Origin of the sequence: Pseudarthrobacter sp. NPDC058119 (assembly GCF_042884655.1) — a bacterium.
Classification (GTDB): Bacteria; Actinomycetota; Actinomycetes; order Actinomycetales; family Micrococcaceae; genus Arthrobacter.
Window position 1 is genome coordinate 90,898 of the sequence record NZ_JBHVTN010000001.1, and the last position, 19,069, is coordinate 109,966.

Below are 19,069 nucleotides of genomic sequence, written 5' to 3' on the forward strand. Positions count from 1 at the left end.
CTTGTACCAGCCACTTAGACCCCCAGGAGACCACCCATGTTCCGGTTGGCGCACCTTTCCCTGGCGAACCGGGCCCTGATCGCGCTGATCACCGTCTTCGCCTCGGTGTTCGGCGTGATCACCATGTCGTCGTTGAAGCAGGAGCTCATCCCTTCGATCGAGTTCCCGCAGATCACGGTGCTCAGCTCCATGCCGGGGGCGTCCCCCGAAGTGGTGGACAAACAGGTCAGCGGCCCGCTCGAAAAGGCGCTGAACGGCGTGGAGGGGCTGGAATCCACCTCCTCCACGTCGCGGACCGGCGTCTCCCAGATCACCATGGTGTTCACCTACGGATCGAACCTGGACCGCGCCCGCAACCAGATCGACCGGGCCATCTCCAATGCCAAACGGACGCTGCCCAGCGACGTCCAGCCGCAGGCCATCGCCGGCAGCATCAGCGACTTCCCCATCGTCTTCCTCGCCGTTTCCTCGGACAAGCCGCTCAGTGAACTGAACGCGGACCTGCAGCGCCTCAGCGTGCCCAGGCTGCAGAAGATCGACGGCGTCCGCAGCGCCGACGTCACGGGCGGCGCCACCCAGCACATCGAGATCCTCCCCCGGACCGACGCCATGGCGTCCGCGGGGGTAGGCGTCACCGCCATCCGCGACGCCCTGTCCAACAACGGCGCCCTGATTCCGGCCGGAACACTCCAGGACCAGGACAAGACCCTCTCGCTGCAGATCGGCAGCCCGGTGGATTCCCTGGATGCCATCAAGGCCCTCCCGCTGACCGGAGCCAAGAACGCGGCGACCATCGGCTCCGTTGCCGACGTCTCGCTCAAGGACGACGAGCGCACCTCCATCACCCGCACCAACGGCGCCGAGACGCTCGCCGTCTCCGTGACGAAGAAACCCGAGGGCGACACGGTGGCGATTTCGCACGCGGTGCGGGACTCGCTGAACGACCTGGAGGCGGAGCTGGGGTCGAACGCCAAGTTCACGCCCGTCTTCGACCAGGCCCCGTTCATCGAAAAGTCCATCAAGGACCTCACTACCGAAGGCCTCCTGGGACTGGGATTCGCCGTCGCCATCATCCTGCTGTTCCTGATGTCGGCACGGTCCACGCTGGTCACGGCCATCTCGATCCCGTTGTCCCTCCTCATCACCTTCATCGGCCTGTCGGCCACCGGCTACTCGCTGAACATCCTGACGCTGGGCGCCCTCACCATCGCGATCGGGCGGGTTGTGGACGACTCGATCGTGGTCATTGAGAACATCAAGCGGCACCTCAGCTACGGCGAGGAAAAGTCGACGGCGATCCTCACCGCCATCAGGGAGGTGGCCGGCGCCATCACCGCCTCCACCCTGACCACCGTGGCGGTGTTCCTGCCCATCGCGTTTGTCGGTGAACTGGCCGGTGAACTGTTCCGGCCGTTCGCCCTGACGGTCACCATGGCGCTGCTGGCGTCGCTCCTGGTCTCCCTGACCATCGTGCCGGTGCTGGCCTACTGGTTCCTGAAGAACCCCAAGGGCTCACGCGGCAGGGTGCCGGCCGGTTCCCCGGCGGCGCGGAGGATGGCTGAGGAGGCAAGGGCGCAGGCGCACGACACCGAACAGCGCAGCCGGCTGCAGCGCGGCTACCTTCCCATCCTCCGGTCCACGCAGAAACATCCGGTCATCACCCTCGTGGCAGCTGTCCTGGTGCTCGGTGCCACCGGTGCCATGACACCGCTGCTGGCCACCAACCTCCTGGGCAACTCGGGGCAGAACAGCCTGACCGTGCGCCAGGTCCTGCCGGCGGGGACCAGTTTGGCCGACACCAGCGCGGCGGCAATCCGCCTCGAAGGGGTGCTGCGGGGCATCGACGGCATCAAGGACGTCCAGGTGACATCAGGCAACGCCCAGGCCGGGTTCGCTGCACTGACCTCCACCGGTTCCTCCAACTCGACGTTCACCGTGGTGACTGACGAAAAGGCCAACCAGGAACGGCTCCAGGACACGGTTCGCTCGGAGCTGGCGAAGGTCCCCGACGCCGGAAAGATCTCCGTGGGCACCCAGCAGGGCGGCTTCGGCACCTCGTCCACCGTTGACATCACGTTGAAGGCAGCCAGCAGCGCCGACCTGCAGTCGGCCAGCGACACCATGGTTGCTGCGATGACAGGGGTGCCCGGCACCAGCGAAGTGGCCAGCAACCTCGCCGCCAGCAACCCCGTGGTGCAGGTCAAGGTGGACCGCGCCAAGGCCGCGGCGGCCGGCCTGAACGAGGAGCAGGTGGCCGGTGTCCTCGCCTCCACGATCAGCCCCATCCCGGCCGGCACGGTCCGGATCGACACGAATGACTTCCCCGTCCGCATCGGCCAGGGCACCCAGTTCACCAGCATCGATGCCGTCCGGAACATCCCGCTTCCGGCGGGCGGCCGGCCGGTCACGCTGGGAAGCATCGCCGCTGTGGAGCAGGTGGACGTCCCCGTCTCCATCACCTCCAGCAACGGAGAGCGGACCGCCAAAGTGTCCATCACGCCGTCGGGCTCCAACCTGGGCGCAGTAAACACCGAAGTCCAAAAGCGCCTGGCTGATGTCCAGCTTCCGGCGGGGGTCACTGCCAGCATCGGTGGGGCCACCACCCAGCAGGCCGAGTCCTTCCGGCAACTTGGCCTGGCCCTGCTGGCGGCCATCGCCATCGTGTACGTGATCATGGTGGCCACCTTCAAGTCCCTCGTTCAGCCGTTGATCCTGCTGGTCTCGGTTCCGTTCGCCGCCACCGGTGCCGTGGCCCTGCTGCTGCTCACCGGGGTTCCGCTGGGGCTGCCGTCGCTGATCGGCATGCTGATGCTGGTGGGAATCGTGGTGACCAACGCGATCGTGCTGATCGACCTGATCAACCAGTACCGGCAGCCCCGCGACGGCCGGCCGGGCATGAACGTTGCCGATGCGATCACCAACGGCGCCCGGCAGCGGCTCCGGCCCATCCTCATGACAGCACTTGCCACGGTCTTCGCCCTGACCCCCATGGCACTGGGCCTCACGGGCGGCGGCGGGTTCATTTCCCAGCCGTTGGCGGTGGTGGTAATCGGCGGCCTGGTGTCCTCCACGGCCCTGACCCTGGTCCTGGTGCCGGTGCTTTACCGGCTGGTGGAGGGCCGGCGGGAAAGGAAGGCCCTGCTGCGTGACCTGCAGGCCCGCACGGAGGCCGGACCCGGTTCGGACATCGACGCAGAGTTCAGGGACTGGACCACAGGCCAGGTCCCCAAGGTCAGTGGGCGCCGGGCTGCCCCCGGCGGCGCCGAGTAGAACCCGGACCCTGCGATGCCCGTACCACCCCGTGGTGCGGGCATCGCTGTGTTCGGGGGCCCGGCCGGGGAATAATCGCCGCGGTGGGGTGTTACAGAAGGCAATAGATGCAAATGCATCTAAATTGGTCTACACTGGAACCAAGCCCAGAAAGTCCAGGAACGGAAAGGCACGTCATGCAGATCGGTGTTTTCAGCGTCAGCGACATCACCACGGACCCCACCACGGGCCGCACCCCCACCGAAAACGAGCGGATCAAAGCCTCGGTGGCCATCGCCAAAAAGGTCGAGGAAATCGGCATGGATGTCTACGCCATCGGCGAGCACCACAACCGGCCTTTCTTCTCCTCCTCCCCCACCACCACGCTGGCCTACATCGCCGCGCAGACCGAACGCATCATCCTCTCCACGGCCACCACGCTGATCACCACCAATGATCCGGTGAAGATCGCCGAGGACTTCGCCATGCTCCAGCACCTGGCCGACGGGCGAGTCGACCTGGTCCTGGGCCGCGGCAACACCGCGCCGGTCTACCCGTGGTTCGGCAAGAACATCCAGGACGGCGTGGAGCTGGCCATCGAGAACTACAGCCTCCTGCGCAAGCTGTGGGACGAGGACACGGTGAACTGGTCCGGCAAGTTCCGCACGCCGCTGCAGAACTTCACCTCCACCCCCCGCCCGCTGGACGGCGTGGCGCCCTTCGTGTGGCACGGTTCCATCCGCACGCCGCAGATCGCCGAGGTGGCCGCCTACTTTGGTGACGGCTTCTTCGCCAACAACATCTTCTGGCCCAAGGAGCACTACCAGCAGCTCATCGGCCTCTACCGTGAGCGGTACGAGCACTACGGACACGGCAAGGCCGACCAAGCCATTGTGGGACTCGGCGGGCAGTTCTTCATGCGGAAGAACTCCCAGGATGCGGTCAAGGAGTTCCGCCCCTACTTCGACAACGCCCCGGTCTACGGCCACGGCCCGTCGCTGGAGGACTTCACGTCGCAGACCCCGCTGACCGTGGGCAGCCCGCAGGAAGTCATTGAAAAGACCCTGGCCTTCCGCGAGTACTTCGGTGACTACCAACGCCAGCTGTTCCTGATTGACCACGCCGGCCTGCCGCTGAAGACCGTCCTGGAGCAGCTGGACCTGTTCGGCGAGGAAGTGCTGCCGGTCCTCCGCAAGGAGTACGCCGCACTGAAGCCCGCGCACGTTCCGGAACCGCCCACCCACGCAGGCCGCGTGGCCGCGCTGCTGGCGTCGCAGGATGCCGGCAACGCCACCCCGGTGGCGTAATGGCCACGGGAGGATCGGAATCTCCGGTGCGGCTGGCGGCGGAGACCTGGGAATCGCTGTTCCGGGCGCAGGTGGCAGTCATGCGGAAGCTGCAGTCCGGACCAGCTTTCCGGAAGCTTGCGGTGAACGAGTACGACGTCCTGTTCACGCTTTCCCGCTGCCCGTCCGGCTGGCTGCGGCTCAACGAGCTCAACGACAACGTCCTGTTGAGCCAGTCCAGCCTCAGCCGGCTGGTGGAGCGCCTTGAGAAGCGCGGACTCGTGGCCCGGATGCCGGCGCCGGAGGACGGCCGCGGCGTGCTGCTCAAGCTGACGGACGAGGGCCGCGAACTGCAGAAGGAAATCGGCCGCGAGCACGTCCGGGACATCTCCACCCTGGTGGGGCCGGCGCTGACGGCTGCCGAGCAGAAGGAGCTCATGCGGCTCACCGACAAGCTGCGCAGCTCGCTGGGGAAGCGCTAGCCCAGCTGCACCAGCAGGGCGGGGTCCTCTGCCGGCAGGTCCCCGTCCACCACCGCGGTCACGCGCAGCTGGTTCAGGACCAGGCTCCCGCCCACCGTGGAAAGGAAAGCAGTGTCCGACGAGTCGCGGCCGGCAGTGATGCGCAGCATCGACTCCCGCGGGGCAAGTCCCGTGGGGTCGATGACGTGCCAGGCACCGTCCACATAGGCTTCCGCCACGGCGTGGAAGTCCATGGGGTTCAGGCCCGGGGCGTAGACCGCCGTGAGGCGGGCCGGGATGTCCTTGGACCGCAGCAGGGCGATGGCCAGGTGCGCGAAGTCCCGGCAAACGCCCCGCCTGCTCAGGAGCGTCTCCACCGCGCCATCCGTGCCACGCGAGGAGCCGCTGATGTAGCGCAATTCGCCGTTGACCCAGTCGCGGACCGCATGCACCAGGTCGGCCCCGTGGACTCCGCCGAATTCGGCGTAGGCCGTCGGCAGCAGCCTGTCGGACTCCGCATACCTGCTGGGACGCACGTAGCGGATGCGGTCGGCCAGGGCCACCTCTTCGGGGACGGCGCGGCCGGCCACCGTGGCCGAATACTCCACCGTGACTTCGGCGGGTTCAGCGAACTCCATGTAGTGGAACCGGCCGCCGTGGTGGTCCGAAATTTCCTTGAGGGGAACCTCCGCTCCCCCGGCCGTCACGGAAAGGGACTCCTCGAATGATGAATAGCCGCTGTTCCTGGCCACGGCAATGGCCATGGCCACCTTGGTGTTGGCGATGGTCCTGAAGGCCAGGCGTGCGGAAACAGAGCGTTCCATGAATCTCCGGGGGTGTTGGGGGTGGAAGGCAAGTCGGGCGCGCCGGCACCTGGTGGGGGCGGGCAGCGGGACTAGTTTTTGACCTTCAGCGACATTAGCATCCGCTGCACGTTGGCGAAGTCAGGGCTCTCATTGACGTACTGGGCCGCCTGGGCCAGGGTGTCGAACGCCTTTGCCGGGGCCACTTTCTCATCCGGAGCGAACGCCTTGAGGGCCACGAGGTCACCAAACGAGTAGTCGCCCTTCCCGGCCGGGCCACGGACCACGTTGCGCAGCTCGCACGCCTTCCCGTCGGTTCCGCCCACCAGGTTGGTGATGCCGTAGGAACCGAAATAGCGGTATCCCTGGATCACCCGGTAGACCATGCGGGGCGGGATGGTTCCCTCCCCGCCCTCGGCGGCAAGGTCGAAGGGGACGCTGCTGATCACCGTGTACGGGTGCTGTGCACCGTCCGGGCAGTCAACGGACGACGGCGGCAAGCCCGTCCGGAGCGAAGCCATGAAGGTCCCGTCGGGCTTCTTCACGTCGACCTTCAGGCCGCCGGGAAGGACGCCTTCCTCCGTTGCCACTGACTGGGCGATCCAGTCCGCCGGGAGGTCGAAACTGACGGTTTTTGCGGGGTCGGAGAATGTTTTCCACGACGTTGCGGTGGGCACCGCCTGCGGGCCGCCGGAGGTGGCTGGCGCGGATGCCGTGGCGCCGGCGCCGCCAACCGGTGGAGTCGTTCCGGACGTGCCTGTACCGGACGTGCCTGTACCGGATGCTGCCGGCGCGGAAGGGTCCGGCTGAGCCGTCCAGCCCGGGCCGGCTGCCTGCGGCGATGAGCATGCTGCCAGCAAGACCGCGGCAGCCACGAGGGAGATACCGGAAAGAACAGCCTTCACTGGCGCGCCTGTCATGGGGCCCAGCCTAACGGGGCCGGTCCCCCTCTCCCGCCTGCCGTGGCGGCGTTTCCTGCATCCCGACTGCCGTCCCCTGCCGGTCTGTCCACCCGGCGCCGGCCGCCGCGCGGGCCTGGCGTGTCGCCGTCGGACATTCACCACCCCGGGCTGGGACTAGGCTGGAGGCTATGTCGCAAGAGCAGCACGGCGCAGCCGAAGAGAACCCCGCGGACATTTCGGCGCTGGACATTGCCGACTGGCGGCTGCGGACCTTTGCGCTCTACGACAACGTCCGGCGGATCTCCGCGGAGAGCCCGTCCGAAGCCCACTCCTACTGGCGCCACCAGCGTGACCTGATGTTCGCCACGCATCCGGCGTCGGCGCTGACCACAGCGGACAAGGCCCGCTTTTCCGGCCTGAAGACCGCGGACTATGACCCCATCCACCGCTTCCACGTCCCGCTCACCAAGGAAGGCGCGGGCCGGGAGATGAGTGTGGACACGGGAACCGACGGGGTGGTGAACTTCGTTCGGCTGGGCACCTTCGACCTCCCCGAAATGGGCCAGCTGGGGGTGTGGAAGATCCACGGATACGGCGGCGGTATCTTCGTTCCGTTCCGCGATGCCACGGCGGGCCAGCCAGGAGGCAGCTATGGCGCTGGACGCTACCTGCTGGACACCATCAAGGGTGCCTTCCACGGGGTCCAGGGGTCCGGGCCGGATGCCATGTTCGTCCTGGACTTCAATTTCGCCTACAACCCCTCCTGCGCCTACAACGAGGCATGGGCCTGCCCGCTGCCCGGGCCCTCCAACCGGCTCGCAGTGGACATCCCCGTGGGCGAGCTGTACTGATGCCGGCCGTTACCGGTAAGACCGCGTGAGCGAAGGCCTGTCCGCACCCGCCGTCACGGAAACAGCGCCCCGGCGCTTTCCCGCCACCAAGCACTACCGTGGTGTGCTTCGCTTTCCGGTCATCCGGCAGCTGCTGCGTTTTTCCGGCGTCGGGGTCATTTGCACCGCGGCGTCCCTGGGGCTCTACGCGCTGCTGCGGCCGTGGCTCGGCGCCCAGCTGGCCAATGCCGTGGCCCTGGTCCTGACATCCCTGCTGAACACGGCCCTGAACCGCAGGCTGACGTTTAAGATCGCCGGCGGGCAGCGCCGTTTCAGTGACCACCTGAACGGCCTGGTGGTGATTGCCGTGGCCCTGGTGATCACCGGGAGCAGCCTCGGGGTGCTGAACTGGTTCAACCCGGACGCCACCGTGGGTGACGAACTGGTGGCCACCACGCTCTCCGGCTTCCTGGCCACCGCGGTGCGGTTCAGCATGCTGCGGCACTGGATCTTCCGCCGGGCACGGCACCGCTAGGGGACCGCCAGGGCACCGCAGAGTTCCGCACCAAGGTTCCGGGCGGAGGGACGGCTTACCGGCCCTGGCCCGCGCCCAGGTTCCTGACGGCGGCGACAGCCGCCAGGACGGCAGCCGCGGCGGCGTCGAGGTCCTCCTGCGATACCGCCGCGTCGAAACTGAAGCGGACGGCCGTTTGGGCCACCTCGGCAGGAACACCCATGGCGGTCAGCACGGCCGACGGCGCGTCCGAACCGGCAGCGCAGGCCGAGCCGCTGGAGCAGACCACGCCGCGCCGTTCCAGCTCCAGGAGCACCGACTCTCCGCTGGTACCGGGGAAGCAAAACGACGCCACGGACGGCAGCCGTTCCGAGGAATGTCCGGTGAGGAGCGCGTCCGGCACGCCTGCCAGGACAGCGGCGATGAAGCGGTCACGCAGGCCGGCTACCCTGGCCTGCTCCGCTGCCTGGCGGTCCCGGGCAAGCGTGAGGGCCGCGGCCAGTCCCACCGCACCGGCAACGTTTTCCGTTCCGGACCGGCGGCCCCGTTCCTGGCCACCGCCGTGGATGACCGGTTCCAGGCGCGTACGGCTCCGGACAAACAGCAGTCCGCAGCCTTTTGGGGCCCCCAGCTTGTGGCCCGAGATGCTCATCGCATCGACGCCCAGGGTGCGGGTGTCCAGCGGCAGCCACCCTGCGGCCTGGACGGCGTCGGTGTGGAACGGGATGCCCTGGGCACGGGCCGTTTCCGCCAGCGCGGCGATGGGCTGGCTGGTGCCCACCTCGTTGTTGGCATACATGATGCTCACCAGCGCGGTCTCGGGGCGCAGAGCCCCGGCAAGTGCTTCGAGCGTGACGCGGCCGGTTTCGTCCACGGGCACCACGTCGACGGTGAAGCCGTGGAAGCGTTCCAGGTACCGGGCGGATTCCTCCACGGCAGGGTGTTCGACGGCGCTGATCACCACCCGGTCCAGCAGTGGGTTTGCGGCCTGCCGGGCCAGGGCTATGCCTTTGACGGCGAGGTTGTCCGCCTCGGTTCCACCGGAGGTGAACACCACTTCGCCGGGGCGGCAGCCAAGGACATCCGCCACCGTCCTCCGCGCCTGTGCCAGAGCCTCAGCCGCGGCTTCACCGAGGGTGTGGTGGCTGGAGGGGTTTCCGAAGCCGCCGGTGAGGTAGGGCCACATGGCGTCCAGTACTTCACGGCGGACCGGTGTGGTGGCGGCGGCGTCAAGGAAAATCATGGCAGGGTCACCCGGCGTCCAGTTCGACGTCCAGCCCCAGGTCCAGCGCGGCCACGGAGTGGGTGAGCGCGCCGACGGAGATGACGTCCACACCGGTGGCCGCAATGGCCTCGACCGTCCCGGTGTTGACGTTCCCGCTGGCTTCCACCCGGGCCCGGCCGGCCACCAGGGCAACCCCTGCCCTGAGTTCGTCGATGCTGAAGTTGTCCAGCATGATGGTGTCCACGCCGGCCGCCAGCACGGGTTCGATCTGGTCCATCCGGTCCACTTCGACTTCGAAGTGGGTGGTGTGTCCCAGCTGGGCCTTGGCGGCCAGGAGGAGGGCGGTGAGCTTGGCCGGATCCCCGCCGGTCATCACGGCCAGGTGGTTGTCCTTGGCCAGCACGGCGTCGGAGAGGCTGTACCGGTGGTTTGCACCGCCGCCACAACGGACCGCGAACCGTTCCAGGATGCGCAGGCCGGGGGTGGTCTTTCGCGTATCGGTGATGCGGGCCCGGGTACCTTCGGCGAGCCGCACGAATTCGGCGGTCTTCGTGGCGATGGCGGACATCCGCTGGACCAGGTTGAGCGCCACGCGTTCTGCCAGGAGCACCGAGCGGGCGCTGCCGGTGACCCGTGCGAGGTGCGTTCCGGCGTCGAACGTTTCACCGTCCGCCACCAGCAGCTCCACGTGCGTTTCGGGGTCCACCAGCTGCATGGCGTCGCGGAACACGGTGGCTCCGCTGAGGACGCCGGGCACGCGGGCGTTCAGGACGGCGGTGGCCCGGGCGCCGCCGGGAATGAGGAGCTGGGAGGTGATGTCGCCGCAGGGCGCGTCCTCGGCGAAGGCCCGCTCCAGGATGTCCCGGACGGGGGCGGGCGGAAGGGCCAGGTCCAGCAGGGGCCGCGGGGACACTGCCTGGTCGATCACGGCGGGTTCAGTCATGGAGCAGGCTCGCTTTCGGCGGGAGGGGAAGGGTTTCGACTGTTTCGTCGCTGCGGTAATGCGCCCCCAGCGATTCACCGCGTTGGAGGGCGGCGCTGACCAGCAACTGCGCGGCCAGCAGGAGGTTCCGGTCCTCCTGCGCCACAGGGTCAGCGCAGGAATCAACGGCATCAGGACGGACGACGGCGGCCCAGTGGCCAAGCGTGCGGCCGGCCTCAGCCAACAATTCCCCGGAGCGCAGCACCCCGGCGTGCGAGGTCATAAGGCGGCGAAGAGCCTCCCGCGAAAAGGGCTCCCCGACCTCCTCTCCCCCACCGGAGCTGAACGGCCAACTCCCGGCGGGCGCATCTGATCGACCCACCGCACCTTCTAAAACAGCAGGGACGGTGACGTGCGCACTTGCGTTTCGCGGCAGGGGTGCGGAAGCGTGCGGCAGTTCCGGAGGTCCCGAAAGCGCCGTTGTCGCGTGAGCGTCCGCATCGGCCGCCGAGCTTGCGAGGCGTTCGCCGGTGCGAGGCGCGAGCGCAGGCGCCGAGGGACCTGCGGAGCTGCCCTCCAGGAAGTCTTCAACAGCGCGGCGGCCGAAGACGAGTCCTTCGAGGAGGGAGTTGCTGGCCAGCCGGTTTGCCCCTTGGACGCCGGTGCAGGCGACTTCCCCGGCGGCGTAGAGGCCCGGAACGGTGGTGCGTGCGGAGAGGTCGGTGCGTACCCCGCCCATCCAGTAGTGCGCGGCGGGGGCCACGGGTACCAGTTCGCGGGTCCAGTCGATGCCGGCGTCGAGGGTTTTGCGGGTGAGGGTCGGGAACCTCCGTTGGAGGAAGCCGTGGCCCCGGGCCTGTTCAATGCCCCGGGCGTCGAGGTAGACGTGCCCGTTGGGATCACCCAGCTTGGCGAGGTGCAGGGCGATGCTGCGGGAGACGACGTCGCGTGGCGCGAGCTCGGCGTCGGGGTGGTAGGCCTGCATGAAGCGGCGTCCTCCGGAGTCCAGCAGGATGGCCCCTTCCCCGCGGACGGCCTCGGAGATCAGCAGTGGTCCATCCAGCCGGGCCGGGTGTGCCGCGGCGGAGCTGACCAGGCAGGTGGGGTGGAACTGGAAGAACTCAAGGTCTGCCACCGCCGCTCCGGCGCGGACGGCGAGCGCCAGTCCGTCGGCCGTGGCAACGGCGGGGTTGGTGGTTTGGGCGAACAGTTGTCCTGCTCCTCCGGTGGCGAGTAGGACGGCGTCCGCCTCGAGCTCCGCCGGCCGGCCGTCCTGGAGGTACCCGACTCCTCCCACCTGCCCCTCCCGGGATACCAGTGCGGTGACCAGGGCGTCCGTGAGGATGGTGAGCTTTCCTTCATCCCTGCGGGAGAGGACGGCCTGGATGAGCGCGCCGGCGACGCGGGCACCCGTGGCGTCTCCTCCGGCGTGCAGGATCCGCGGGGCACTGTGGGCCGCTTCGAGCCCGAGCGCCGGGCCGTCGTCGTGCGTTGCCCCATCCGTGCCTTCCTTGGCCTGCCCGGCATCGAAGGCAACCCCGAAGCGCTGCAGGCCGGCGATGTCCCGCCGCGCCTCAGTGCACATCAGCCGGACCGCGGCCTCGTTGCAGTGCCCGGCCCCGGCGCGCAGGGTGTCCGCGATGTGCGCGGCTACGGTATCCCCCGGAGCGGGTCGGCGCAGGACGGCGGAGATGCCGCCCTGCGCGTACCAGGTGTTGCTCTGGTCCAGCGCGCCTTTGGTCAGCAGCACCACGTCCGCGCCGGCATCGCCGGCCAGCAGTGCGGCGTAGAGGCCTGCGATGCCGCTTCCGACGACGGCCAGCCGGCGCGTCATCACGGCCTCGCGGCGAGCATGCGCTCGAGCGCCGTCCTGGCGTTGGCCTGCACGTCCTGGTCCACAGTGATGCGGTTGACCACGCGGCCGGCCACCAGTTCCTCCAGCACCCAGGCGAGGTACCCGGGGTGGATGCGGTACATCGTGGAGCACGGGCAGATCACCGGGTCCAGGCAGAAGATGGTGTGCTGCGGGTACTCGGCGGCAAGCCGGTTGACCATGTTGATTTCGGTGCCGATGGCGAACGTGGTGGGCTCGGTGGCGGCGGCGATGGCCTTCTTGATGAAGTCCGTGGAGCCGGCGGAATCGGCGGCGTCCACCACTTCCATGGGGCATTCGGGGTGCACGATGACCTGCACGCCGGGGAAATCCGCCCGGGCCTTTTCAATCTGCGCGACGCTGAAGCGCTTGTGCACGGAGCAGAACCCGTGCCAGAGGATCACGCGGGAGTCCAGGAGCGCCTGTTCGTCATTGCCGCCCAGGTCTTTCCGCGGGTTCCACATGGGCATCTGGTCCAGGGGCACGCCCAGCGCCTTCGCGGTGTTGCGGCCCAGGTGCTGGTCGGGGAAGAACAGGACCCGCTGTCCCCGCTCGAACGCCCACTCCAGGACCGTCTTGGCATTCGAGGAGGTGCAGACGATGCCCCCGTGTTCACCGCAGAAAGCCTTCAGTGCTGCGGAGGAGTTCATGTAGGTGACGGGAATGACCGGGACCCGGCCCTCGGCGTCGGGCTCGGTGCCGAAGATCTCCTCAAGCTGTTCCCAGCACTCCTCCACGGAGTCCGTGTCCGCCATGTCGGCCATGGAGCAGCCGGCGGCCAGGTTCGGAAGGATCACGGCCTGCTCCGGGGTGGAGAGGATGTCAGCGGTTTCGGCCATGAAGTGGACACCGCAGAAGATGATGGCTTCCGCTTCCGGTTTGGTCAGCGCGGCGTTGGCGAGCTGGAAGGAGTCCCCCACGAAGTCCGCGAACTGGATGACCTCGTCGCGCTGGTAGAAGTGGCCCAAGATGACGGCGCGGTCGCCCAGGGTGGCCTTGGCTGCCGTGATGCGTTCTGCGAGTTCGGCGTCGCCGGCCAGCTTGTATTCGTCGGGCAGCTGGCCCTGGCGCGGGGTGCCGGCGGGGGCCGGGTCCGCGCTGGAGGCGCCCGGCCCGTAGGCGGGTACACCGGCGAGTGCCTCGGCCAGGTCGTAGTCCCACGGGCCCTTGGCCAACGCCGGGCTGCAGGTGCTGCCTGTGGCGGCGGCGCCCTTCTCGGCCTGTTCGCGCGTGATCAGCTGGATTGCCGTGTTGACGCTGCTCATGGTGTGCTCCTGTTGTCTGGGTCAAGGCCGGGCCGGCCGGTGTAGCGGTAGAGGCGTGGCGGGCGGTGCTTGCCGCCCTGGAGGTATTCCCCGGTTTCTTCGATTTCCGGGGTGGATTTGAGCTGCCGGCGGAAGTTGGCCGGGTCCAGTTGGCGGTCCAGGACGGCTTCGTAGACTTCGCGGACCTGGGCCAGCGTGAAGTACTCGCCCAGCAGGTGGTAGGCCACCGAGCCGTAGGCCAGCTTGTTCCGAAGGCGCCCCAGGGCGTAGTCCACGATGGCGTTGTGGTCGAAGGCGAGTTCCCCCAAACGATCCGCCCTGAACCACCTCACGTTTTCGGATTCGTCGGCGAGAGCAGCTTCCGTGGGCTGGACCAGCGCCCAGTAGACGATGGACACCACCCGCTGGGTGGGTGAGCGGTGCAGGCCGCCAAAGGCGTACAGCTGTTCCAGGTAGCGGGGCGCGAGGCCGGTGGTCTCCTGCAGGTTCCGGGCCGCGGCGCTTTGGAGTGACTCGTCGTGGCTGAGGGGTCCGCCCGGCAGGGCCCACAGCCCTTTGAAGGGTTCCCGGATCCGGCGTACCAGGGGGAGCCACAATGTGGGCCGGCCCGAGGACTCGCTGGGCCGAAGTGCGAAGATGACCGTGGAGATGGCCAGCGACGGCGGAGCGGCCTGGCGCTCGGAGACGTTCGCCGAACTGTAGTACACCGTTTCACCGCCTTCCGGCACCTTCGGCCACCCTCCCGGGAGCCTTGCCCTAGTTATAGTCAAATTGACTAGAACTAATTCTACGGCCGGGGCCACTCGAATTGGAAATATTTCTGCCGTCCCTGCCCGGGACCGCAGGCGGCGCACCACAGACCGGTTTCGCCAGCGTTCCACGCCTCCCTTCCTGCCGGCGTTTCCGGGCACGTTCCGGAGGCGGTAAATTCAAAAGGTCCCACGAGGACCCCGGACCCCCGCGGCCCGCCCCACCCACCAGCCCCAGAAGGTGCATTGCCCCCATGACGACGAAGTCTGGCCGGACCACGGCCACCGCCATCCCCACGAACGCTCCAGCCGGCCACAGCATGAAGCCGCGCCAGCTCACCATGATGGGGCTGGGCAGCGCCATCGGCGCGGGACTGTTCCTGGGGTCCGGCGCCGGTGTCCAGGCTGCCGGACCTGCCGTGCTGGTGTCCTACCTCGTGGCCGGAACACTGATCATCCTGGTGATGTGGGCGCTGGGTGAGATGGCCGCTGCCAACCCGACCAGCGGAGCTTTCTCGGTCTACGCAGAGCGGGCGCTCGGCCGGACCGCCGGGGCGACCATCGGATGGCTGTGGTGGCTGCAGCTGGTGGTGGTCATCGCCGCCGAGGCCCTGGGCGCCGCGGGACTGCTGTTCTCCGTCTGGCCCGTGGTGCCGGTCTGGGCACTGGCGCTGCTCTTCATGGTGGTCTTCACCGGCATCAACCTGGCCGGCGTCCGGAATTTCGGTGAGTTCGAGTTCTGGTTCGCCATCCTCAAAGTGGCCGTCATCGTCCTCTTCCTGGCCATCGGCGCCGCCCTGCTCCTGGGCCTGCTGCCCGGCGTCGACTCCCCCGGCGCGGCAAACCTCACGGGCAACTTTGCACCGCAAGGCCTGGGCGGTGTCGCTGCAGCCCTCTTCGTGGTGATCTTCGCCTTCGGCGGCACGGAAATCGTGTCCGTGGCCGCCGCCGAAACCGAGGAACCCGAGCGCAGCGTCGGCAAAGCCATCCGGACCGTGGTGTGGCGCATCCTGGTGTTCTACATCGGCTCCGTCTTCGTCATTGCCGCCGTCCTCCCAGCCACATCCAAAGGCCTCGCCTCGCCCTTCGCCGGCGTACTGGACGCTGCCAGGATCCCCGGCGCCTCGACCGCCATCACCCTCGTGGCCGTCGTCGCACTCCTCTCGGCGCTGAACGCGAACCTCTACGGTGCCTCCCGCATGGTGTATTCGCTGTCGCAGCGGGGCGAGGCGCCCCGGGTTCTTACCCGGCTCAACACGGCCGGTGTGCCGCTGCTCGCCGTGGCGGTCTCGGTGGCGTTCGGCTTCATCGCCACCGTCCTGGAGCTCCTGTTCCCGGAACGGATCCTGCCCGCCCTCTTCCAGCTGGTGGGATCCACGTGCCTGGTGGTGTGGGGCAGCGCGCTGGTCTCCCAGCTGATCCTGCGCCGGCGGGCAGACCGCACCGGCACCCCGCTTCCCCTGCGGATGAAGGGCTTCCCCGGCCTGACCATCCTGGGCCTGGTCCTGCTGGGACTCATTTTCGCCGTCGGCTTCAGCGCCGAGGGCAGCCGCGTCCAGCTCTTCAGCACCTTCGCCCTGATCGCGGGGATTGCGTTGGCCTGCGCCGCCGGGGCCCGCCTGGCCGGCCGTAACCGGTTGGCCAACAGGTAAAGTGGCGGGTACCTTTCAAAGCAAGAGGCACCGACGCGCCGGGCCCGCCCAGGCGCCGTACCTGATTGGGGATCTGACACCATGAGCGGCAGGCACACCGGACAGCAGCAGGGGCACACCGTCGAAGGGACCGACCCGCAGCTATACGTGGCAGTCCACGAACCCGCCGCCGACGCGGGCCTGCGGCCGGTCCTGCTGATCCACGGCTTTTCCTCATCCTCGAAGCTCAACTGGGAGGACACCGGCTGGGTGTCCTCCCTGCTTGACGCCGGCCGCCGGATCATCACCGTCGACCTGCCGGGCCACGGCCGCAGCGGCGCGCCGGAGGACCGCGACTCCTACTCCCCCAGCCGGATCCGGGCGGACCTGCTGCAGGCAGTGTTCGACGCCGGCGCGCGCCCCCTGCACGACGGTGACCCTTCCAGCGGACTCGACATCGTGGGGTATTCGCTGGGTTCCCGGCTCGCCTGGGAATTCGCCGCCACCCAGCCTGAGTTGGTGCACCGGCTGGTGCTCGGCGGACCCAACGATTCCGACCCGCTCGCGGCGTTCGACCTCCGTGCCGCCCAGGACTACCTGGCAGACGGAACGCCCATCGGTGACGAATCCACGGCCCAGCTGCTCAAAATGGCCCTGCTGCTGCCGAGCAACAACATCTTCGCGCTGCTGTCACTGGTGGAGGCCATCAAGGCCGAACCGTACGACCCCGCCGAGGCAGTCCCCCATGTTCCGATGCTGCTGGTGGTCGGCGACAAGGACGAGCGGGCCCACACCCTGCCCAGGCTTGCCGACCTGGCCCGCAGTGCCGGGTCCATGGCGGAGCAGCTGGTCCTTCCCGGCCGGAACCATACCAATGCCGTTACCAGCCGGGCCTTCAAGCAGGCCGCCATCTCGTTCCTGGCAGTGTAGGCAGCCGGGCCCCACACGGCGGAACTGCCCCACACGAACCAGCAGCCCGGACCTGGCGGCCCGGGCTGCTGCAGTTGTCGGCCCGCGCCCGGCCAGGGCGCGGGCCGGGTTGGATCAGTGGTGGCTGCTGACGCCGAGCGGGCGGCCCTTGGTCTCCTTGGCCAGCACCACGCCGACGGCGGAAATCACGCAGAGGGCCATGATGTAGATGCCGATCGAACCGGTCCATTTGGTGGACTGGAGCAGGGATTCGGCGATGGTCGCCGCGAAGGCACCGCCCAGGATGGCGCCGAAGGCGTACCCGATGGAGATGCCGGAGTACCGGACATGTGCGGGGAACATCTCTGCGTACATCGCGGACATGGGTCCATAGGACAGGCCCAGGCCGATCGTCAGGACGAACAGGGCGACGCCGTAAAGCATGATGTCCTTGGTGTCGATCAGGGCAAACATCGGGATCATCCAGGCGAAAACGATGGCGTAGCCGATCAGGAACGTCTTGACGCGGCCGATGCGGTCGGACAGCCAGCCGCCCACCAGGGTGAAGATCAGCCAGCCAAAGGACGCCAGCGTGGTGGCCAGGAGGATCTGCGGCGTAGGCATCTTCAGAGTCTTGGTGGCGTAGGAGATGAAGAACGCAATCAGCAGGTAGCCTGCGGCGTTGTTGCCGATGAAGATCAGCGTGGAGTACAGGACCGGGAGCTTGTGGTTCCGGACCAGCTCGCCCAAGGGCGCCTTGCTTTCCTTCTTCCGCTGGGCCATCTCCTGGAAGACGGGGCTTTCGGCAACGGCGCGGCGGATGAGGTAGCCCACCACGATCAGGACGATGGAGAGCAGGAAGGGCACGCGCCAGCCCCAGGCCGCGAAGTCTTCCTTGGACATGCTGGTGTTGAGGAAGAACAGCAGGCCGGTGGCGAGGATCATGCCGACGGGCACGCCGATCTGCGGGTAGGCGCCGAAGAGGCCACGCCGGTTGACCGGCGCGTGCTCGACGGCCATCAGGGCGGCGCCGCCCCATTCACCACCGGCCGAGAAACCCTGGATGACCCGCAGCAGGATCAGCAGTACCGGGGCCCAGGCTCCGATCTGCGCGTAGGTGGGCAGCATCCCGATGAGGGCGGTGGCCGCGCCCATCATCACCAGCGTGAAGACCAGCATCGCCTTCCGCCCCAGGCGGTCGCCCAGGTGCCCTGCGATGACGGCGCCGAGGGGGCGGAACAGGAAGCTGATGCCGATGAGGGCAAAGGAGAGGATCTGCGCCAGGCCCGGGTTGGACTCGTTCAGCGGCGCCAGGAACAGCGGTGACAGCAGCGTCGCAGTCAGCTGGGCAAAGATGAAGAAGTCGTACCATTCGATGGTGGTGCCGACGAGGGTTCCGGCGAGGACCTTGCGTTCCTCACGCCGGGTGCTGGGACCGGCGAGTGTATCCACCTTGGAAGGTGTGGTCATTGAAACTCCATTGTTTATTGGGCAGCAGGGCCGCCCGGACGCCTTCAGGATTACCGACAGAACGGTCAGTTAGTTAGTAGGGTACTACGGAAATTGTGATACGCGACACGGTGTGGTCGAATTTTGCGCTGAACGGCAAATCGTCAGTCGGGTTCCGTATTTGAACTGCAAGTTCCCATAAGGGACACGATGGCCCCGGTCCGCGCCTCTAGGATGGACTTTATGACTCCCACCGACGCCGCCGCCCCGGCAGGACCGGCCACCCAGGCCTCGCCCTCCCAGACTCTCTCGCGGGGCATTCGCGCCCTTGAGATTCTGGCAGCCGCGCCCGGCCCGATGACCATCGCGGAACTGGCCGATGCCATGGGCGTGCACCGTTCGGTGGCGTACCGGATCCTGCGCACCCTCGAAGACCATTCACTGCTGGTCCGCGATGACGCGGGGCGGGTCCAGCCCGGACCCGGCCTGGCAGTCCTGGCGCGGGGAGTCTCGCGCAACCTGCAGAGCGCCGCGCTGCCGGAGCTCACCCAGCTGGCAAACGCACTGGACATGACAGCGTTCATCGCGGTGTGGGACCACCACGACTGCATCACCCTCGTCACTGTCGAGCCACGGCACTCGGGGGCCACCGTCGCGCAGCACCCCGGAACCCGCCACCCCATCAACGCCGGTGCACCCGGCATTGCCATCCAGTCGGCGCTTTCGGAAGAGGAGTGGGACAGGCTTGCGACCGGTACACCCTATCGACCGGAAGCGGCGGAGGCGCGGCGGAAGGGCTACTCGGCCAGCCATGACGAAGTGATCGCCGGCGTCTCGTCGCTGGCAGCACCCATCCGCGTGCCCGGTGGGCGTCCGGCCGCACTGGCGGTGGTCTATATCCGTTCCGCCCATGATCCGGAAGCCGTGGGCGCAGCCATCGCGGAGAGTGCAGCCAGGATCGAGCGCCAGCTGGCGTGACGGCGCGGAAGGCTCCGCGGCCC

16 protein-coding genes are annotated in these 19,069 nt (G+C 68.0%); 8 read left to right on the forward strand and 8 right to left on the reverse strand.

From position 1 onward, the window contains the following. The first annotated feature begins 36 nt into the window (after window positions 1-36). The 3 genes from ACFVTD_RS00430 to ACFVTD_RS00440 all read left to right on the forward strand — a co-directional run bounded on the left by ACFVTD_RS00430 (window position 37) and on the right by ACFVTD_RS00440 (window position 5,017). Window positions 37-3,270, forward strand: coding sequence for an efflux RND transporter permease subunit (locus ACFVTD_RS00430; protein WP_387556591.1), 3,234 nt, complete (start codon window positions 37-39; stop codon window positions 3,268-3,270). A gap of 176 nt (window positions 3,271-3,446) precedes the next feature. Continuing rightward, a complete protein-coding gene (locus ACFVTD_RS00435; RefSeq protein ID WP_387556593.1) occupies window positions 3,447-4,556 on the forward strand; it encodes an LLM class flavin-dependent oxidoreductase in 1,110 nt (369 codons plus the stop codon). Beyond that, on the forward strand, window positions 4,556-5,017 hold the full coding sequence (locus tag ACFVTD_RS00440) for a MarR family winged helix-turn-helix transcriptional regulator (RefSeq protein ID WP_387556595.1): 462 nt from the start codon (window positions 4,556-4,558) through the stop codon (window positions 5,015-5,017). Before ACFVTD_RS00435 ends, ACFVTD_RS00440 begins: the two co-directional genes overlap by 1 nt. Here the strand turns inward: ACFVTD_RS00440 and ACFVTD_RS00445 are convergent. Together ACFVTD_RS00445 and ACFVTD_RS00450 are read right to left on the reverse strand one after the other, a co-directional pair. After that, a complete protein-coding gene (locus ACFVTD_RS00445) occupies window positions 5,014-5,820 on the reverse strand; it encodes a transglutaminase family protein (protein ID WP_387556597.1) in 807 nt (268 codons plus the stop codon). The genes ACFVTD_RS00440 and ACFVTD_RS00445 overlap by 4 nt on opposite strands. Window positions 5,821-5,891: 71 nt before the next feature. Beyond that, window positions 5,892-6,719, reverse strand: coding sequence for a hypothetical protein (locus tag ACFVTD_RS00450; RefSeq protein WP_387556599.1), 828 nt, complete (start codon window positions 6,717-6,719; stop codon window positions 5,892-5,894). A gap of 170 nt (window positions 6,720-6,889) precedes the next feature. Here ACFVTD_RS00450 and ACFVTD_RS00455 point away from each other — a divergent pair, with 170 nt between their 5' ends. Both ACFVTD_RS00455 and ACFVTD_RS00460 read left to right on the forward strand, forming a co-directional pair. After that, the gene (locus tag ACFVTD_RS00455; protein ID WP_387556601.1) at window positions 6,890-7,552 is read left to right on the forward strand and encodes a DUF1684 domain-containing protein; all 663 of its coding nucleotides are present in this window, start codon (window positions 6,890-6,892) and stop codon (window positions 7,550-7,552) included. Between the two features lie 25 nt (window positions 7,553-7,577). Further along, window positions 7,578-8,066 carry a GtrA family protein gene (locus ACFVTD_RS00460; RefSeq protein ID WP_387556603.1) on the forward strand — a complete coding sequence of 163 codons (489 nt, stop codon included), beginning with the start codon at window positions 7,578-7,580 and terminating at the stop codon, window positions 8,064-8,066. Window positions 8,067-8,121: 55 nt separating this feature from the next. Here ACFVTD_RS00460 and ACFVTD_RS00465 read toward each other — a convergent pair whose 3' ends face one another. From ACFVTD_RS00465 to ACFVTD_RS00485, 5 genes are read right to left on the reverse strand one after another with little or no spacing between them, the layout of a single operon-like run. Further along, entirely contained in the window at window positions 8,122-9,288 is a 1,167-nt protein-coding gene (locus ACFVTD_RS00465) for a cysteine desulfurase family protein (RefSeq protein ID WP_387556605.1), read from the reverse strand. A 7-nt stretch (window positions 9,289-9,295) separates the two neighbouring features. After that, window positions 9,296-10,213 carry a carboxylating nicotinate-nucleotide diphosphorylase gene (nadC, locus tag ACFVTD_RS00470; protein ID WP_387556607.1) on the reverse strand — a complete coding sequence of 306 codons (918 nt, stop codon included), beginning with the start codon at window positions 10,211-10,213 and terminating at the stop codon, window positions 9,296-9,298. After that, window positions 10,206-12,026, reverse strand: coding sequence for an L-aspartate oxidase (locus ACFVTD_RS00475; protein ID WP_387558893.1), 1,821 nt, complete (start codon window positions 12,024-12,026; stop codon window positions 10,206-10,208). The genes nadC and ACFVTD_RS00475 overlap by 8 nt, the downstream gene beginning before the upstream one ends. Further along, window positions 12,026-13,330: a quinolinate synthase NadA gene (gene nadA, locus ACFVTD_RS00480; protein WP_387556609.1), complete on the reverse strand. Its 1,305-nt coding sequence runs from the start codon at window positions 13,328-13,330 to the stop codon at window positions 12,026-12,028. The genes ACFVTD_RS00475 and nadA overlap by 1 nt, the downstream gene beginning before the upstream one ends. Then, on the reverse strand, window positions 13,327-14,037 hold the full coding sequence (locus tag ACFVTD_RS00485; protein WP_387558896.1) for an NUDIX domain-containing protein: 711 nt from the start codon (window positions 14,035-14,037) through the stop codon (window positions 13,327-13,329). The genes nadA and ACFVTD_RS00485 overlap by 4 nt, the downstream gene beginning before the upstream one ends. Window positions 14,038-14,333: 296 nt before the next feature. Here ACFVTD_RS00485 and ACFVTD_RS00490 point away from each other — a divergent pair, with 296 nt between their 5' ends. Together ACFVTD_RS00490 and ACFVTD_RS00495 are read left to right on the forward strand one after the other, a co-directional pair. Then, a complete protein-coding gene (locus tag ACFVTD_RS00490) occupies window positions 14,334-15,731 on the forward strand; it encodes an amino acid permease (protein ID WP_387556611.1) in 1,398 nt (465 codons plus the stop codon). 81 nt (window positions 15,732-15,812) lie between these two features. Beyond that, complete coding sequence (locus ACFVTD_RS00495; RefSeq protein WP_387556613.1) at window positions 15,813-16,640, forward strand: alpha/beta fold hydrolase; 828 nt, start codon at window positions 15,813-15,815, stop codon at window positions 16,638-16,640. Window positions 16,641-16,754: 114 nt separating this feature from the next. On the opposite strand, the gene ACFVTD_RS00500 is transcribed toward ACFVTD_RS00495, so the two are convergent. Continuing rightward, on the reverse strand, window positions 16,755-18,089 hold the full coding sequence (locus ACFVTD_RS00500) for an MFS transporter (protein WP_387556614.1): 1,335 nt from the start codon (window positions 18,087-18,089) through the stop codon (window positions 16,755-16,757). 222 nt (window positions 18,090-18,311) lie between these two features. On the opposite strand from ACFVTD_RS00500, the gene ACFVTD_RS00505 reads away from it, so the two are divergent. Then, entirely contained in the window at window positions 18,312-19,046 is a 735-nt protein-coding gene (locus ACFVTD_RS00505; protein WP_387556615.1) for an IclR family transcriptional regulator, read from the forward strand. The last annotated feature ends 23 nt before the right edge of the window (window positions 19,047-19,069 follow it).

Bases quoted from the DNA above. Each gene is read 5' to 3' on its own strand.
- ACFVTD_RS00430 (WP_387556591.1), top strand. From the start codon at position 37: ATGTTCCGGTTGGCGCACCTTTCCCTGGCGAACCGGGCCCTGATCGCG.
- ACFVTD_RS00435 (WP_387556593.1), top strand. From the start codon at position 3,447: ATGCAGATCGGTGTTTTCAGCGTCAGCGACATCACCACGGACCCCACC.
- ACFVTD_RS00440 (WP_387556595.1), top strand. From the start codon at position 4,556: ATGGCCACGGGAGGATCGGAATCTCCGGTGCGGCTGGCGGCGGAGACC.
- ACFVTD_RS00445 (WP_387556597.1), bottom strand. From the start codon at position 5,820: ATGGAACGCTCTGTTTCCGCACGCCTGGCCTTCAGGACCATCGCCAAC.
- ACFVTD_RS00450 (WP_387556599.1), bottom strand. From the start codon at position 6,719: ATGACAGGCGCGCCAGTGAAGGCTGTTCTTTCCGGTATCTCCCTCGTG.
- ACFVTD_RS00455 (WP_387556601.1), top strand. From the start codon at position 6,890: ATGTCGCAAGAGCAGCACGGCGCAGCCGAAGAGAACCCCGCGGACATT.
- ACFVTD_RS00465 (WP_387556605.1), bottom strand. From the start codon at position 9,288: ATGATTTTCCTTGACGCCGCCGCCACCACACCGGTCCGCCGTGAAGTA.
- nadC (WP_387556607.1), bottom strand. From the start codon at position 10,213: ATGACTGAACCCGCCGTGATCGACCAGGCAGTGTCCCCGCGGCCCCTG.
- ACFVTD_RS00475 (WP_387558893.1), bottom strand. From the start codon at position 12,026: ATGACGCGCCGGCTGGCCGTCGTCGGAAGCGGCATCGCAGGCCTCTAC.
- nadA (WP_387556609.1), bottom strand. From the start codon at position 13,330: ATGAGCAGCGTCAACACGGCAATCCAGCTGATCACGCGCGAACAGGCC.
- ACFVTD_RS00490 (WP_387556611.1), top strand. From the start codon at position 14,334: ATGACGACGAAGTCTGGCCGGACCACGGCCACCGCCATCCCCACGAAC.
- ACFVTD_RS00495 (WP_387556613.1), top strand. From the start codon at position 15,813: ATGAGCGGCAGGCACACCGGACAGCAGCAGGGGCACACCGTCGAAGGG.
- ACFVTD_RS00500 (WP_387556614.1), bottom strand. From the start codon at position 18,089: ATGACCACACCTTCCAAGGTGGATACACTCGCCGGTCCCAGCACCCGG.
- ACFVTD_RS00505 (WP_387556615.1), top strand. From the start codon at position 18,312: ATGACTCCCACCGACGCCGCCGCCCCGGCAGGACCGGCCACCCAGGCC.